Source organism: Microbacterium sp. LWO12-1.2 (assembly GCF_040675875.1).
GTDB lineage: Bacteria > Actinomycetota > Actinomycetes > Actinomycetales > Microbacteriaceae > Microbacterium.
In genome coordinates this window covers 1,996,449-2,008,346 of the sequence record NZ_JBEGII010000001.1, presented here as the reverse complement: position 1 = coordinate 2,008,346, position 11,898 = coordinate 1,996,449, and the positions used below count along the sequence as shown (strand labels likewise).

General features: G+C 68.3%; 14 protein-coding genes. 9 read left to right on the top strand and 5 right to left on the bottom strand.

The genetic code is table 11. The features are described from left to right. Window positions 1–3: 3 nt before the first annotated feature. Window positions 4–1,023, top strand: a complete 1,020-nt coding sequence (locus tag MRBLWO12_RS09585; RefSeq protein ID WP_363554899.1) for a hypothetical protein — start codon at window positions 4–6, stop codon at window positions 1,021–1,023. A 2-nt stretch (window positions 1,024–1,025) separates the two neighbouring features. On the opposite strand, the gene MRBLWO12_RS09580 is transcribed toward MRBLWO12_RS09585, so the two are convergent. Beyond that, entirely contained in the window at window positions 1,026–1,637 is a 612-nt protein-coding gene (locus tag MRBLWO12_RS09580; protein WP_363554897.1) for a flavodoxin family protein, read from the bottom strand. A 110-nt stretch (window positions 1,638–1,747) separates the two neighbouring features. On the opposite strand from MRBLWO12_RS09580, the gene MRBLWO12_RS09575 reads away from it, so the two are divergent. The 3 genes from MRBLWO12_RS09575 (at window position 1,748) to MRBLWO12_RS09565 (ending at window position 3,709) form a co-directional block, all read left to right on the top strand. Beyond that, the gene (locus tag MRBLWO12_RS09575; RefSeq protein ID WP_363554895.1) at window positions 1,748–1,978 is read left to right on the top strand and encodes a hypothetical protein; all 231 of its coding nucleotides are present in this window, start codon (window positions 1,748–1,750) and stop codon (window positions 1,976–1,978) included. A 91-nt stretch (window positions 1,979–2,069) separates the two neighbouring features. Continuing rightward, complete coding sequence (locus MRBLWO12_RS09570; protein ID WP_363554893.1) at window positions 2,070–2,585, top strand: hypothetical protein; 516 nt, start codon at window positions 2,070–2,072, stop codon at window positions 2,583–2,585. A gap of 29 nt (window positions 2,586–2,614) precedes the next feature. Beyond that, window positions 2,615–3,709, top strand: a complete 1,095-nt coding sequence (locus tag MRBLWO12_RS09565; RefSeq protein ID WP_363554891.1) for a fatty acid desaturase family protein — start codon at window positions 2,615–2,617, stop codon at window positions 3,707–3,709. Here MRBLWO12_RS09565 and MRBLWO12_RS09560 read toward each other — a convergent pair whose 3' ends face one another. The 3 genes from MRBLWO12_RS09560 to MRBLWO12_RS09550 are packed head-to-tail and all read right to left on the bottom strand — an operon-like array spanning window position 3,710 to window position 5,180. Beyond that, complete coding sequence (locus MRBLWO12_RS09560; protein WP_363554889.1) at window positions 3,710–4,312, bottom strand: GNAT family N-acetyltransferase; 603 nt, start codon at window positions 4,310–4,312, stop codon at window positions 3,710–3,712. A gap of 42 nt (window positions 4,313–4,354) precedes the next feature. Then, window positions 4,355–4,795, bottom strand: coding sequence for an ImmA/IrrE family metallo-endopeptidase (locus MRBLWO12_RS09555; protein ID WP_363554887.1), 441 nt, complete (start codon window positions 4,793–4,795; stop codon window positions 4,355–4,357). A 7-nt stretch (window positions 4,796–4,802) separates the two neighbouring features. Next, window positions 4,803–5,180 carry an XRE family transcriptional regulator gene (locus MRBLWO12_RS09550; protein ID WP_363554885.1) on the bottom strand — a complete coding sequence of 126 codons (378 nt, stop codon included), beginning with the start codon at window positions 5,178–5,180 and terminating at the stop codon, window positions 4,803–4,805. 428 nt (window positions 5,181–5,608) lie between these two features. Between MRBLWO12_RS09550 and MRBLWO12_RS09545 the strand changes: the two genes are divergently transcribed. The 3 genes from MRBLWO12_RS09545 to MRBLWO12_RS09535 are packed head-to-tail and all read left to right on the top strand — an operon-like array spanning window position 5,609 to window position 7,937. Next, a complete protein-coding gene (locus tag MRBLWO12_RS09545) occupies window positions 5,609–6,538 on the top strand; it encodes an aldo/keto reductase (protein WP_363554883.1) in 930 nt (309 codons plus the stop codon). Between the two features lie 38 nt (window positions 6,539–6,576). Then, complete coding sequence (locus MRBLWO12_RS09540; RefSeq protein ID WP_363554881.1) at window positions 6,577–6,960, top strand: PLDc N-terminal domain-containing protein; 384 nt, start codon at window positions 6,577–6,579, stop codon at window positions 6,958–6,960. After that, entirely contained in the window at window positions 6,957–7,937 is a 981-nt protein-coding gene (locus MRBLWO12_RS09535; protein ID WP_363554879.1) for an epimerase, read from the top strand. The genes MRBLWO12_RS09540 and MRBLWO12_RS09535 overlap by 4 nt, the downstream gene beginning before the upstream one ends. Here the strand turns inward: MRBLWO12_RS09535 and MRBLWO12_RS09530 are convergent, their stop codons facing one another. After that, window positions 7,938–9,134, bottom strand: coding sequence for an ROK family transcriptional regulator (locus MRBLWO12_RS09530; protein ID WP_363554877.1), 1,197 nt, complete (start codon window positions 9,132–9,134; stop codon window positions 7,938–7,940). Between the two features lie 115 nt (window positions 9,135–9,249). Here MRBLWO12_RS09530 and MRBLWO12_RS09525 point away from each other — a divergent pair, with 115 nt between their 5' ends. Together MRBLWO12_RS09525 and MRBLWO12_RS09520 are read left to right on the top strand one after the other, a co-directional pair. After that, window positions 9,250–10,362, top strand: coding sequence for a Gfo/Idh/MocA family protein (locus tag MRBLWO12_RS09525; protein WP_363554875.1), 1,113 nt, complete (start codon window positions 9,250–9,252; stop codon window positions 10,360–10,362). 16 nt (window positions 10,363–10,378) lie between these two features. Then, the gene (locus MRBLWO12_RS09520) at window positions 10,379–11,863 is read left to right on the top strand and encodes a GMC oxidoreductase (RefSeq protein ID WP_363554873.1); all 1,485 of its coding nucleotides are present in this window, start codon (window positions 10,379–10,381) and stop codon (window positions 11,861–11,863) included. Window positions 11,864–11,898 lie beyond the last annotated feature (35 nt).

The window sequence follows — 11,898 nt, the reverse complement described above, 5'->3', positions numbered from 1 at the left end:
CCGATGACCGACTCCGCCCTCGACACCCAGGTGCATCGCGCCGTGGGGCGGCGTCTGATCCGCAACCCCATGATCTGGGGTGCGCTGCTGCTGCTCGCGGCGCTGATCTGGACGCTGGCGGGCGACGACCTGAGCTTCTTCCCGTTCCTGCTGATGCTGGTCGGCGGCTGGTGCTTCGGGTTCGCGTTCGTGAACGCGACGCTGCGGATGGTCCCCGCGCGCAACGGGGCGTTCCTGCACGCCGCAGTCGCCATCGTGCTCGGCGCCGCCATCGCCTTCGTGGTCGAGTTCGGCAACGATCTGCTCGCGCCGCTCCCCGAACAGGTGCGGGCGGGCGCGGTCGTCGTGCAGCTCGCTGCGATCCCTGCGGCGGGGTGGATCTGGCTGGGCCTGCTCTCGCGCATCACCGACGCCATGACGCAGCGTGAGGTGAAGAAGCGGCCGGTGCCGGTGACACCGGAGTGGGAGCGCGAGGAGAGCGGCGACGGATCGGGCGTGCGTTTTCCCGGTATCCCGCTCCGTATGCGCGCGCTCACCGGTGCGATCATCGCGATCGTCGTCGTCTTCGGGCTGGGCGGCACCGCGGTGGTGATCGCGTTCGACGACGTCGTGCTGCGCCTGGGTGCGCGCCTGACGATCATCCTGGTCGGTGTGGTGATCGCGCTGCCCGTGTACGTCGTGTTCACGACCGTGCTGCGCCGCCGGACGGAGGCCTGCGTGGTGGCTTTCGGAAACGACGAGCTTCGCGTGACGGTGGGGGAGTCGACCCATGTCATCCCGTTCCGCCTGCTGGATCGCCTCGTGTGGCGCACCCGCAGCGACTACGCGCGGATCGAGGTGCAGGGAAACGGCGTCGACCTGTCCCTGATCGCCGGGCTCGCGAAGCCTCCGCGCGGACTCACGGCCGAACTGCCTCCGCTCCCGCGCCGCGTCTTCCGCCGTCTCGAGCTCGTCGGCATGACGCAGGAGCGCTCGCGGCGCCGGGACGTCACCATCTTCACGCGCGCCTCACCGCACGCCTGAGTTCAGCGCACGGGATACTCGCGTTCCCGCAGCGCTCGTGCCAGGTGCGCCGCATTGCTCGCGGCCGTGGTGAGTGCCACCTGGACCTTCGCGGGAACCTCGTCGAGATCCTTGTAGTCGGTCGTGTGCATCGCCTCGCCGTTCCAGTACACCGAGGCCTGCGCGGGGATCGTGTAGCCGACATCGTTGAGCGACTGGAAGAGGATGGCGGCGATGTGGTGGGCTCCGTCCTCATTGCCCACGATCCCGGCGATCGCGACCTTGTCGAACAGGTGAGGGCGCCCGCGTGCATCCGTCTCGCCGAGTTCGGCGTCCAGGCGTTCGAGGACGCGCTGGGCGACGCTGGAGTGCTGGCCCATCCAGGTCGGGGTGACGAGGACGAGGATGTCGGCATCCAGGATCCGCGTGCGCAGCGCCGGCCACTCGTCGTCACCACCCATGTCGGCCTCGACACCGGGACTGATGACCGAGTCCACCGCGCGCGCGACCTCTCCTGTCACGCCGTGGGCGGCCAACTCGTCGAGGATCTGCGAGGCGAGCAGATCCGAGCTCGACTCGGAGGGGGACGGCTTCAACGTGCAGGAGATGGCGATCGCCTTCAGGGGAGTGCTCATACCCACAGACGAAACCAGATCGACGCCCGGGCTCACAGGGGGTTCCGCCCCGCGTGATCGTGCGCTAGTCGCGGAGCGGCAAGCGGACGGTGCGGCCGACGGTATCCTGGATGACGGCCGCTACGACAGGAGACCCCGTGATCCTCAGCTTCATCTTCTTCATGATCCTCTTCCTCGGAGGCATCTACCTCATGGGTCTGGCCCAGTCGCTCGAGGACTTCCAGGCGATCGTGTTCTGCGCCGGCCTCCTGATCACGAGCCTCTCGCTCGCGTTCATGATGCGTCAGGGCGGTACGGCCACCAAGCGCTCGAACAACTGGGCGGGCAAGGCCACGGACTGACCGACGTCGCTCGGCTGCGTGCGTCGCTTTCGACGCGCGCACCGGATCTCCAGCCTGTGAGTAGTACAGGTTGCAGGCGTAACGTCGGTACATGAACACACAACTGAAAATCGCGGGGCAGAGCCCCGAAACGCTGGGTCTGGAGAACGTCCTGATCGGCTCGCTTCCTGCGACGCTGCTGACCGATGATGCACCCGACCGCTACACCGTCGAAGCGGTGTTCACGCGCAAGACGGATCGCGACGAGGTCGCCGCGATCCAGGGCAGCGAGATGCGCGCCCACCTGTCCGCGAACGGATACCCGACCGTCGAACTCCGCGTCGCGGATCGTCGTCTGGAGATCGCGAACACCAACCTGGAAGAGCTCCGTGACGGCCTCGCTGCCGTCATCGCGGAACGATTCGCAACGATCGCTGCCGACCTTCAGGCCGACCGCGAGATCGCCGCGCATCGCTACCAGGACGCCTCCGACCGCGAACAGGTCCGTGCGGCATCCGTCGCCGCCCTCGCGGAATCGGTGGTCTTCACCCGCCGTGCTGTGCCGGTCGCCGTGGACGACGACGCGCGCATCGACGAGTGGGTGGAAGAGGGCGGCGCCACCCGCTGAGCGGGCGACCCGCCGGAGAAGAGGTCATCATGGGCGACATCCGTCCGACCGTCCGCACACGTCCGCGCGACAGCGCGCCGCGTGCATCGAGCACGTTCACCGAGCTGGCCCAGCAGGTCCGCAGTCTCGGATTCCTGCGTCGCCGCTACGGCTACTACTGGACGAAGCTGGTGGCAGCTCCTGTGACCGTGGCCGCGTTCGTGCTGGCGTTCATCTGGATCGGCGACACCTGGTGGCAGCTATTCACCGCCGCGGCGCTCGCGATCCTGTTCACCCAGATCGCCTTCCTCGGCCATGACGCGGCGCACCGGCAGATCTTCGTCTCGGGCCGGTGGAACGACTGGATCAGCCTGATCCTGGGTGACCTGCTGGTCGGCATGAGCTACGGATGGTGGCAGCACAAGCACACACGCCATCACGCGAACCCGAACAAGCTGGGCGCGGATCCCGACATCGAGCTTCCGGTCATCGCGGTCACAGCGGAGACGGCGATGAAGCACCGTGGTCCGGCCATCAGCTGGCTCCGCGGGCATCAGGGTCTGCTGTTCTTCCCGATCCTGTTCCTCGAGGGCATCTCCCTGCACGCCTCGAGCGTGCGACGCGTGCTCGCGCGCGGCAGGCTCGAGCGGCGGTGGGTCGAGATCGTCTTCCTGAGCGTGCGGATGATCGGCTACCTGGTGCTGGTGTTCCTGGTGCTCTCTCCGGGCATCGCGTTCGTGTTCCTCGCGGTGCAACTGGGGCTCTTCGGGTTCTACATGGGCATGGCCTTCGCCCCGAACCACAAGGGGATGCCGGTGGTGCCGCGTGACATGGCACTCGACTTCCTGCGCCGTCAGGTGCTCATGAGCCGCAACATCCGGGGGAGCCGCTTCCTCGACGTCGCGATGGGCGGTCTGAACTATCAGATCGAGCATCATCTGTTCCCGTCGATGCCGCGACCGCACCTGCGCCGGGCTGCTCCCGTGATCGCGGCCTACTGCCGAGACCATGACGTGCTGTATACGCAGACCAGCCTGTTCGCGTCGTACGCGATCGTGGTCCGCTACATCAACCGCGTCGGGCTGGGAGAACGCGACGTGTTCTCGTGTCCGCTGATCGAACAGCGCAACGCCCTGACCGTCTGATCAGCGGCGCGTGGCCAACCGGGCCTCGAGGTTCGCCCTCACCGCCGGCCATTCCGGCTCGATGATCGAGAACTCGACGCTGTCGCGCAGGGCGCCGTTGCGGTAGCGCGACATGGCGCGCATCACGCCGTCCTGCTTCGCTCCGAGCCGCTCGATGGCGGCGCGCGACTGGAAGTTCACCCACTGTGTGGTGAGGCCGACGCGGAAGACCCCCAACGTCTCGAAGGCGTGCTGCAGGAGCAGCAGCTTGGACTCCGCGTTCGTGCCGGTGCCGTGCGCCGAGGGGCGGTTCCAGGTGTAGCCGATGTGCAGACGGGGGACGTCGGCGTCGATATCGTAGTACGAGGTCATGCCGAGGACCCGGCCGGACGAATCGAAGGCGGTGAACGGCACCATCTCCCCGGTCTCGCGCAGCGCGATGCGCCGCGCGATCTCCGCCTCGACGCCGTCGGGAGCCGGTACCGAGGTGTACCAGGCGGTCTTCCAGAGATCGCCCTCCTGCACCGCCTCGATCAGCGCATCACGGTGCGATGCCTCGAGGGGGCGCAGCTCGACGAGCGTTCCGGTCAGCGTGACGGCAGAGGGGGAGACGAGAAAAGCCATGCCCGCCATTCAACCAGTTCCACGTCGCCCGGAATCGCAGGTTCACCCGGCCGCGACGCGGTGCGCCCATTGGCCGGATCCCATGCGCGGCGCGACGTAGACGCTCTCTCCGATCCGCTGCAGCATGCGCTGGTACGCCTCGATCAGCTCGACGGTGACCCCGAGGTCGAAGGCCAGACTCGCGCGATGCGGACCACGGGCCGCTTCGGCGGCGGCATAGGCGGCGGGCGAGATGAGCAGCCGTGCCGCCCATTCGTCCGCGCGGCGCTCCTGGCGGGCGCGGACCTCCGGGTGCGCCGACACCGTGTGGCCGAGGGCCGCGTGTCCGAGTTCGTGCGCCAGCACGCTCGTCGTCGTGCGGACGCTCATGCCGGGGGCGAGTCGAATCGTCATGCCGGCGTGGTCGTAGCCGCCCCTGGTGGGGCCGGAGCGCTCCACGACGCGGAGTCCACTCTCCTCGACGAGTCGAAGGAGGTGGTCCATGATGCTCCTACTGGTACAGGTCGTCGGTATCGCGTTCGTGTCCGACGGGGGAATCGAAGGCGACTTCGGGGATAGTGTCGTCGGTGCCTGCGACATTGGTCCGGCGGCGGAAGGGGGTCACGACGCCGGCTGCTCTGGCGCTGTCGGCGCTCAGCCGTTCCTCGGCTCTGGCGAGCACGAGGTGAGGGGCGACCTGGACCTTCGCGCAGACGGCGTAGACCACGGGGACGGGGATGGCGCGTTTGCCGGTGACATAGTTGTCGAGGGCGCTGCGGGCGATTCCGATGTCACGTGCCATCGCCGCGATGCTGCTTCCCGCGGCGGCGATCTCGCCGCGCAGCTGGCGTCCGACGGCGGCGTTGAACTCCTCGGACAGTGTCTTCACACGAGTCACGATAGCACCGGCCTGTGACCAATATGCTGTCATGCTGGACCCGGGAACTGTTGCACGTCGCCAGGCGGGGCGATAGTGTCTCCATGTGACGACAGATGACCGACGTGTGGTAGCAGAAGCGGTCGCCGCGCAGCTCGGCAGAGCGGGGCACTCCCGGCGCTGGCTGTCGGAACACTCAGGAATCGCCTATTCCACATTGCGGCGCAGAATGCAGGTGCGCTCGGACTTCACAGTCACCGAGCTCGCCGCGATCGCGCTGGCGTTGGACCTCTCACCTGCCGCGCTCGTACCTTCCCCTCGGGTTGCCAGCGCGGATTCATAGGGAGGGCGTGTCGGTCGGGGCCCGCTGGGGCGGATGCTCCGACTGGCACGTCGCTCGCTCCGTGCCGCGCGGTGGATGCCCCGGGTATCGTGGCGGGATGAAGACCGTGCCCTTCGGATCCACCACCGCTCCCGCCGTCATCGCAGGGATGATGCGCATCGACGACAAGGATGACGCGCACATCCGCACGCTCTACCGTGCGGCGCGTGATGCCGGGATCGACTTCTTCGACCACGCCGACATATACGGCGGCAGCATGCACCACTGCGAGTCCCGGTTCGCCGACGCTCTGCAGCTGAGCTCTGCCGAGCGTGATGAGATCGTGCTGCAGACCAAGTGCGGAATCGTGCCGGCCCAGGGCATGTTCGACTTCTCGTACGAGCACATCACGGCACAGGTCGATGGGTCGCTGCGGGCGCTGCGCACCGACCGCATCGACGTGTTGCTGCTGCATCGTCCCGACGCGCTGGTCGAGCCGGACGAGGTCGCCAGAGCGTTCGATGAGCTGGAGGCCGCCGGCAAGGTGCGGGCATTCGGTGTCTCCAACCACACGCCGCGTCAGATCGACCTGCTCCGCACGGCCGTGCGCCAGCCCCTCGTCGCCAACCAGCTGCAGCTCTCCATCACGCATGCGCCGATCATCGCGCAGCCGGTCGCGGCGAACATGGCGGGGTCGGACCAGAGCGTCGTCCGAGACGGCGGAGGGATCGTGGAGTACTGCCGTATCAACGGCATCACCGTCCAGGCGTGGTCGCCGTTCCAGGGCGGTTTCTTCACGGGAGTCTTCCTCGGCAATCCGGAGTACGCCGAGCTCAACGCCGTGATCGACCGGCTGGCCGCGTCGTACGGCGTCACCCCGATCGCCATCGCGACGGCATGGATCTCCCGGCATCCCGCCAAGATGCAGGTCGTGCTCGGGACCACGACGCCTCAGCGCGTGCAGGACGCGGCTGCCGGAGCCGATGTCGACCTCACCAGGGCTGAGTGGTACGAGCTGTTCCGGGCCGCGGGGCATCTGCTCCCGTAACCCGACCGCGGCGCCGCTTCGTCGTCTACCCTGAACTCATGTCGTTCCTGCTCTCGATCCTCGTCATCGCGCTGATGATCGGCGCGCTGATCGACATCATCACCCGGGACGACTCCCAGGTGAAGTTCCTGCCCAAGATGGTCTGGATCATCATCGTCATCCTGCTGCCGCTGATCGGAAGCCTGCTGTGGTTCGGACTCGGCCGGGAGTACGGCAGCGAGGGCATCGCGATCCCACGGATGCGACGTGCGCCTCGTTCAGCGCCGGCAGATGTACGACCTGCTCCTGCTCCGCCCAGGGACACGCGAACCACCGAGCAGCAGATCGCGGATCTCGACCGTGAGATCGAGGAATGGCGACTGCGTCAGGAGATCGAGAGACGCAGGACCGAATCCGACGATCAGGGCCAGGTGGGCGCATGACCCGCCGCGCTGTGCTCGGTGGTGGTTCTGGCTTCCTCGGCACCGCACTCAAGGAAGCTCTCGAGGCGGACGGATACCAGGTCAGTGTGATCGGCCGGAACGGTCCGGACGCCCGATGGGATGACCCTTCCGCGATCCTCCGCCTCGTCGACGGGGCGGATCTGCTCATCGGGTTGGCGGGCAAGGCGATCGACTGCCGCTTCACGGATGCCAACCGTGAGGAGTTCCTGCGCTCGCGTCTCGACACCACGCGGGCGCTGCACGAAGCCGTGGAGAAGGCGGAGAATCCGCCGGCGGTCTGGATGAACGCCAGCAGCGCGACCATCTACCGCTATGCGCTCGACCGTGCGCAGACCGAGGCGGACACGGAGTTCGACACCGGATTCTCGCCCGACGTCGCACTCGCCTGGGAGGAGGAGTTCTTCCGCGGTGAGCTCCCCGGCACACGTCGCGTCGCGATGCGCATCACGATCGTGCTCGGTGATGGCGCAGCGACCGACCTCTTCTTCCGCCTCGCCCGCTGGGGGATCGGCGGCACCCAGTTCGACGGGTGGTGGTTCCCGCACCGTCGATACCGCGGGATCGGCCCGCACCCGACCGAACCCGAGCAGCCGCTCGGGAAGCGCTCGAAGGGGCGTCAGAAGTTCAGCTGGATCCACATCGATGACCTGGTCGGCGCTGTGCGGTTCGTCCGCGACGATCTGTCCATCGAGGGACCGGTCAACTTCTCGGCGCCGACCCAGACCGACAACCGCGGTCTGATGGCCACTCTGCGTCGCGTGGTCGGGATGCCGTTCGGCCTGCCCTCGTGGCGGTTCATGCTCGAGCCCGCGATGTGGGTGCTGCGCAAGGAGCCGGAGCTGGTGCTCAAGAGCCGCTGGGTGGCGCCGCAGGTGCTCGCCGATGCCGGCTACGACTTCGCGTATCCGGAGCTCGAACCCGCGCTGCGCGACGTGTGGGAGCAGAGCAGGCGCTGATCAGCGCGCCGCGGCCACCACGCGCGCATCGACGTTGGCGGGCGAGAGCACCTCGCGTGCGACGAGAACCGCGGCGCCCAGCACGGCGGCGCGCTCGCCGGTGGGGGACTGAACGATCGCGAGATGCTGGGTGGCGAGCGGGATCGAGCGACGATAGACGACCTCGCGGACGCCCGCGAGCAGGTGCTCTCCGGCGCGGGCGATGCTGCCCCCGAGCACGATGACCGAGGGGTTCAGCAGGTTGACGACCGTGGCGAGGACCTCGCCGACGTCGCGCCCGGCCTGTCGGAGGGCTTCGATCGCTGCGGGGTTACCGGATCGGACGAGCTCGACCACGTCGTTGCTCGTCTCGGCATCGATGTCCTGGGCACGGAGGACGGCCGCGATGGCGCGCCCGCTCGCGAGGTCCTCGAGGTCGCGGTCCTCGTGACTCTCTCGGGGGGAGTCGAGGGAGTGGGGCACCCGAACATGCCCCATGTCTCCCGCCGACCCCTGCGCGCCGCGCTGCAGTGCGCCGCCGGCGATGATGCCGGCGCCGATGCCGGTGGCGACCTTGACGAAGATCAGGTCGGTGGTCTCGGGGAAGCTCGCGGTCTGCTCGCCCAGGGCGAGGACGTTCACGTCGTTGTCGACGAGCACGGGGACGTCGAAGGTCTGCTGCACATAGGCGGGGATGTCGAAGCGGTCCCACCCCGGCATGATGGGCGGGTTGTACGGCCGGCCGGAGGAATGCTCCACTGGCCCGGGAACTCCGATGCCGACGCCGACCACCGGGATCGCCCGCAGGGACGCATCCTCGAGCAGGGTGCGACCCTCCGCCACCACCCGGTCGAGCACGGCGACGGGTCCGCTCGCGATGTCGAGCGTGTGCGTGATCGAGGAGAGGATGCGGCCGCCGAGATCCGAGACTGCGACCGTGGCGTGCGAGGCGCCGAGGTCGACCGCGAGAACGAGTCCCGCGCGCGGGTTGAACGCGACGCGCGAGGGTGGGCGTCCGCCCGTCGATGCCGCCTCTCCGGCGGGGATCACCAGCCCGGAGGCGAGGAGGGCGTCCACGCGTGATGACACGGTGGATCGTGCCAGCCCCGTGAGATGCACGAGGTCGGCCTTGGTGCGGGCGTGGCCATCGAGGAGGAGCTGGAAGATCTCGCCGGCCCCGGTCGAGGCGCCCCCGAAACTGCGGTCGGCGTCGCTCATAGGGTCAGTAAACCACAGACCCTTTCGATCTCTGTGGAGCGAGATTCGTCGATCGAAATAAAACTTCTGACGAAGAGGTAGCAAAAGTGTGCCGACGTGTGTCAGAATCATCGACATGACAACGGACGTCACTGACACCGGGGTCGGAACGATCCGATCCGGCTTCCTCGGCGGAGGATTCATGGCCCAGGTGCACAGCCGCGCAGCGCGCGCGGCGGGTGCCACCACGGCCGTCCTCGCCAGCTCCACTCCCGACCGCGCCGCGCAGGCAGCACGGGAACTCGGCATCGACCGCGCAGCGCGCGACATCGACGAGCTCCTCAGCGGCGAGGCCGACATCGTGCACGTCTGCACCCCGAACGCCACGCACACCGCCCTCGCCCTGCGCGTGATCGATGCCGGCAAGCACGTGATCTGCGAGAAGCCGCTCGCCACGACTCTCGCCGAAGCGCAGGCACTGGCCGCCGCCGCCGCCGAGCGGGGAGTCGTCGCTGCCGTGCCTTTCGTCTACCGCTACCACCCGATGGTCCGCGAGGCACGGGCGCGCGTCGCCGCCGGTGAGATCGGCGCGCTGCTCACCGTGGACTGCGGGTACCTGCAGGACTGGATGCTGCTGCCCGAAGACGACGACTGGCGCGCGACCTCGGCCGAAGGCGGTCCTTCGCGGGCGTTCGCCGACATCGGCTCGCACCTGTGCGACCTGCTCGAGTTCGTCGCCGGCGAGCGCATCGTGCGACTCACCGCCCGCACCCGACGGGTGTACGACGAGCGCGGCGGGCACACCGTGACCAACGAGGACGCGGTATCGATCCTGGTGGAGATGCAGTCGGGGGCCATCGGCACACTGCTCATCTCGCAGATGGCGGCCGGTCGCAAGAACGCGCTCACCCTCGAGCTGCACGGCGCCCAGTCCAGCATCCGCTTCGATCAGGAGCGCCCTGAGGAGCTGTGGATCGGCAACCGCGCCGGCAACCAGCAATTGTTCCGCGACCCGGCCTTCGCCCACGACGGCGTCGCCCGCTTCTCGCGCGTTCCGGCCGGGCACGGCCAGGGCTACCAGGACGCGTTCAACGGATTCGTCGCCGACGCCTACGCGGCCATCGGCGGAGCGACCCCTGACGGGCTGCCCACTTTCGTCGACGGCGTCCGTGCTGCTCAGCTCACCGAGGCCGTGTTGGCCGCGGCGCGCGACGAGCGGTGGATCGACGTCACCCCCGACCAGGCTTGAGCAAGAAGGAATCGACATGACAGACAACTACGACCTCGTCATCGTGGGATCGGGACCCAACGGCGCCGTGATCGCCGCCCAGGTGCATGCGCAGAACCCCGAGGCGTCGATCCTGGTGCTCGAAGCGGGGCGCGAGATCACCCAGGTGCCGGGGGAGCACCTCGTCGAAGCAGACGAGAGCGCATTGAACGCCTCCTACGAAGACCTCATGCGCCGTGCGCGCCAGATCGAGTATGTCAAGGGTGCCGTCTCGATGAACGAGATCGAGGGGGATGCCTGGCAGGCCGACGTGCCGGGAGTCTTCCCCGCCGCGTTCTTCGGTCACAACTTCGCCGCCTTCCCCGGAGCATCCGTGGCCTGGAACATCGGAGGCATGGGCGTGCACTGGACGGCGGCGACCCCATGGCCGTATGCCGAGGAGATCCCCGACTTCCTGCCCCGTGCCGAGTGGGATGCCGATCTCGAGACCGCGCGCGGTCTGCTGCGCACCTCGGTCGGACCGCTGGTGGACAACCCGTTCACTGAGCCGATCTTCGCGGCCATCCGCGAGGCTGTCCCCAGCCCCGACCCCGCCCGCGAGTTCGGCTACATGCCGATGGCGGGCGTCGCGCACAGCGACCGCCCGTTCGCCCGTACGGGGCCCCGCGACATCGCTCCGTTCGTCTTCGACGGCAGCGCCCCGAACGTCACCTTCCGCACCGGCGTCTTCGTGACCCGGCTCGAGAACGACGGCACCCGCGTGACCGGGCTCATCACGAAGGACGTGGACACCGGTGTCGAGACCGTGTACCGCGGCGCCCAGATCCTCGTCGCCGCCGACGCACTGCGCACGCCGCAGCTGCTGTGGGCCTCCGGCATCCGTCCTGCAGCCCTCGGGGTGCGGTTGAACGAGCACGCCTCGATCGACGGCGACGTCGTGATCGACGCGGTCCGCCTCGGCCTCGCCGACGCCGAGATCCCCGTCCCTCCGGCGGGCGAGCCGTTCATCGGGTCCTACTGGAGCCCGTCGATCGGCACCGCACGCCCCGCGCACGGACAGCTCATGGAGCGCGAGTTCGACGGCAGGCACGTGCTCGGCGTCGGCTGGTACTGCGCGACCGAGATCCGTCCGGAGAACCGGATCGAGTTCTCCGACGAGATCACGGACGCGCTGGGCATGCCGCACATGACCGTGCACTTCTCCTACTCGGAGAACGACCTGGCCGAGATCCGCCGCACCATGGACGTGCAGCGGGCCGCGGCGAACGCGATCGGCACCTTCCAGGACGCCGAGTCCGAGGTGCTCCCCGCCGGAGCGTCGCTGCACTACACCGGCACCGTCCGGATGGGGCCGGTCGACGACGGCACGAGCGTCGTCGACACCGACGGCCGCGTCTGGGGCTTCGACAACCTCTTCCTCGCCGGCAACGGCGTGGTTCCCACCGCGTTGACATGCAACGCGACACTCACGGGAGCGACCCTCTCCGTGCGTATCGCGCGGGCTGTCAGCGCCGCACTCTGACCTGCACTACCCGATGAACACCACTAGGAGATGAT

Excerpts from the sequence above, each read along its gene's own strand:
- MRBLWO12_RS09520 (WP_363554873.1), top strand. The coding sequence starts at position 10,379 with ATGACAGACAACTACGACCTCGTCATCGTGGGATCGGGACCCAACGGC.
- MRBLWO12_RS09580 (WP_363554897.1), bottom strand. The coding sequence starts at position 1,637 with ATGAGCACTCCCCTGAAGGCGATCGCCATCTCCTGCACGTTGAAGCCG.
- MRBLWO12_RS09530 (WP_363554877.1), bottom strand. The coding sequence starts at position 9,134 with ATGAGCGACGCCGACCGCAGTTTCGGGGGCGCCTCGACCGGGGCCGGC.
- MRBLWO12_RS09545 (WP_363554883.1), top strand. The coding sequence starts at position 5,609 with ATGAAGACCGTGCCCTTCGGATCCACCACCGCTCCCGCCGTCATCGCA.
- MRBLWO12_RS09565 (WP_363554891.1), top strand. The coding sequence starts at position 2,615 with ATGGGCGACATCCGTCCGACCGTCCGCACACGTCCGCGCGACAGCGCG.
- MRBLWO12_RS09525 (WP_363554875.1), top strand. The coding sequence starts at position 9,250 with ATGACAACGGACGTCACTGACACCGGGGTCGGAACGATCCGATCCGGC.
- MRBLWO12_RS09560 (WP_363554889.1), bottom strand. The coding sequence starts at position 4,312 with ATGGCTTTTCTCGTCTCCCCCTCTGCCGTCACGCTGACCGGAACGCTC.
- MRBLWO12_RS09535 (WP_363554879.1), top strand. The coding sequence starts at position 6,957 with ATGACCCGCCGCGCTGTGCTCGGTGGTGGTTCTGGCTTCCTCGGCACC.
- MRBLWO12_RS09540 (WP_363554881.1), top strand. The coding sequence starts at position 6,577 with ATGTCGTTCCTGCTCTCGATCCTCGTCATCGCGCTGATGATCGGCGCG.
- MRBLWO12_RS09575 (WP_363554895.1), top strand. The coding sequence starts at position 1,748 with ATGACGGCCGCTACGACAGGAGACCCCGTGATCCTCAGCTTCATCTTC.
- MRBLWO12_RS09555 (WP_363554887.1), bottom strand. The coding sequence starts at position 4,795 with ATGGACCACCTCCTTCGACTCGTCGAGGAGAGTGGACTCCGCGTCGTG.
- MRBLWO12_RS09570 (WP_363554893.1), top strand. The coding sequence starts at position 2,070 with ATGAACACACAACTGAAAATCGCGGGGCAGAGCCCCGAAACGCTGGGT.
- MRBLWO12_RS09585 (WP_363554899.1), top strand. The coding sequence starts at position 4 with ATGACCGACTCCGCCCTCGACACCCAGGTGCATCGCGCCGTGGGGCGG.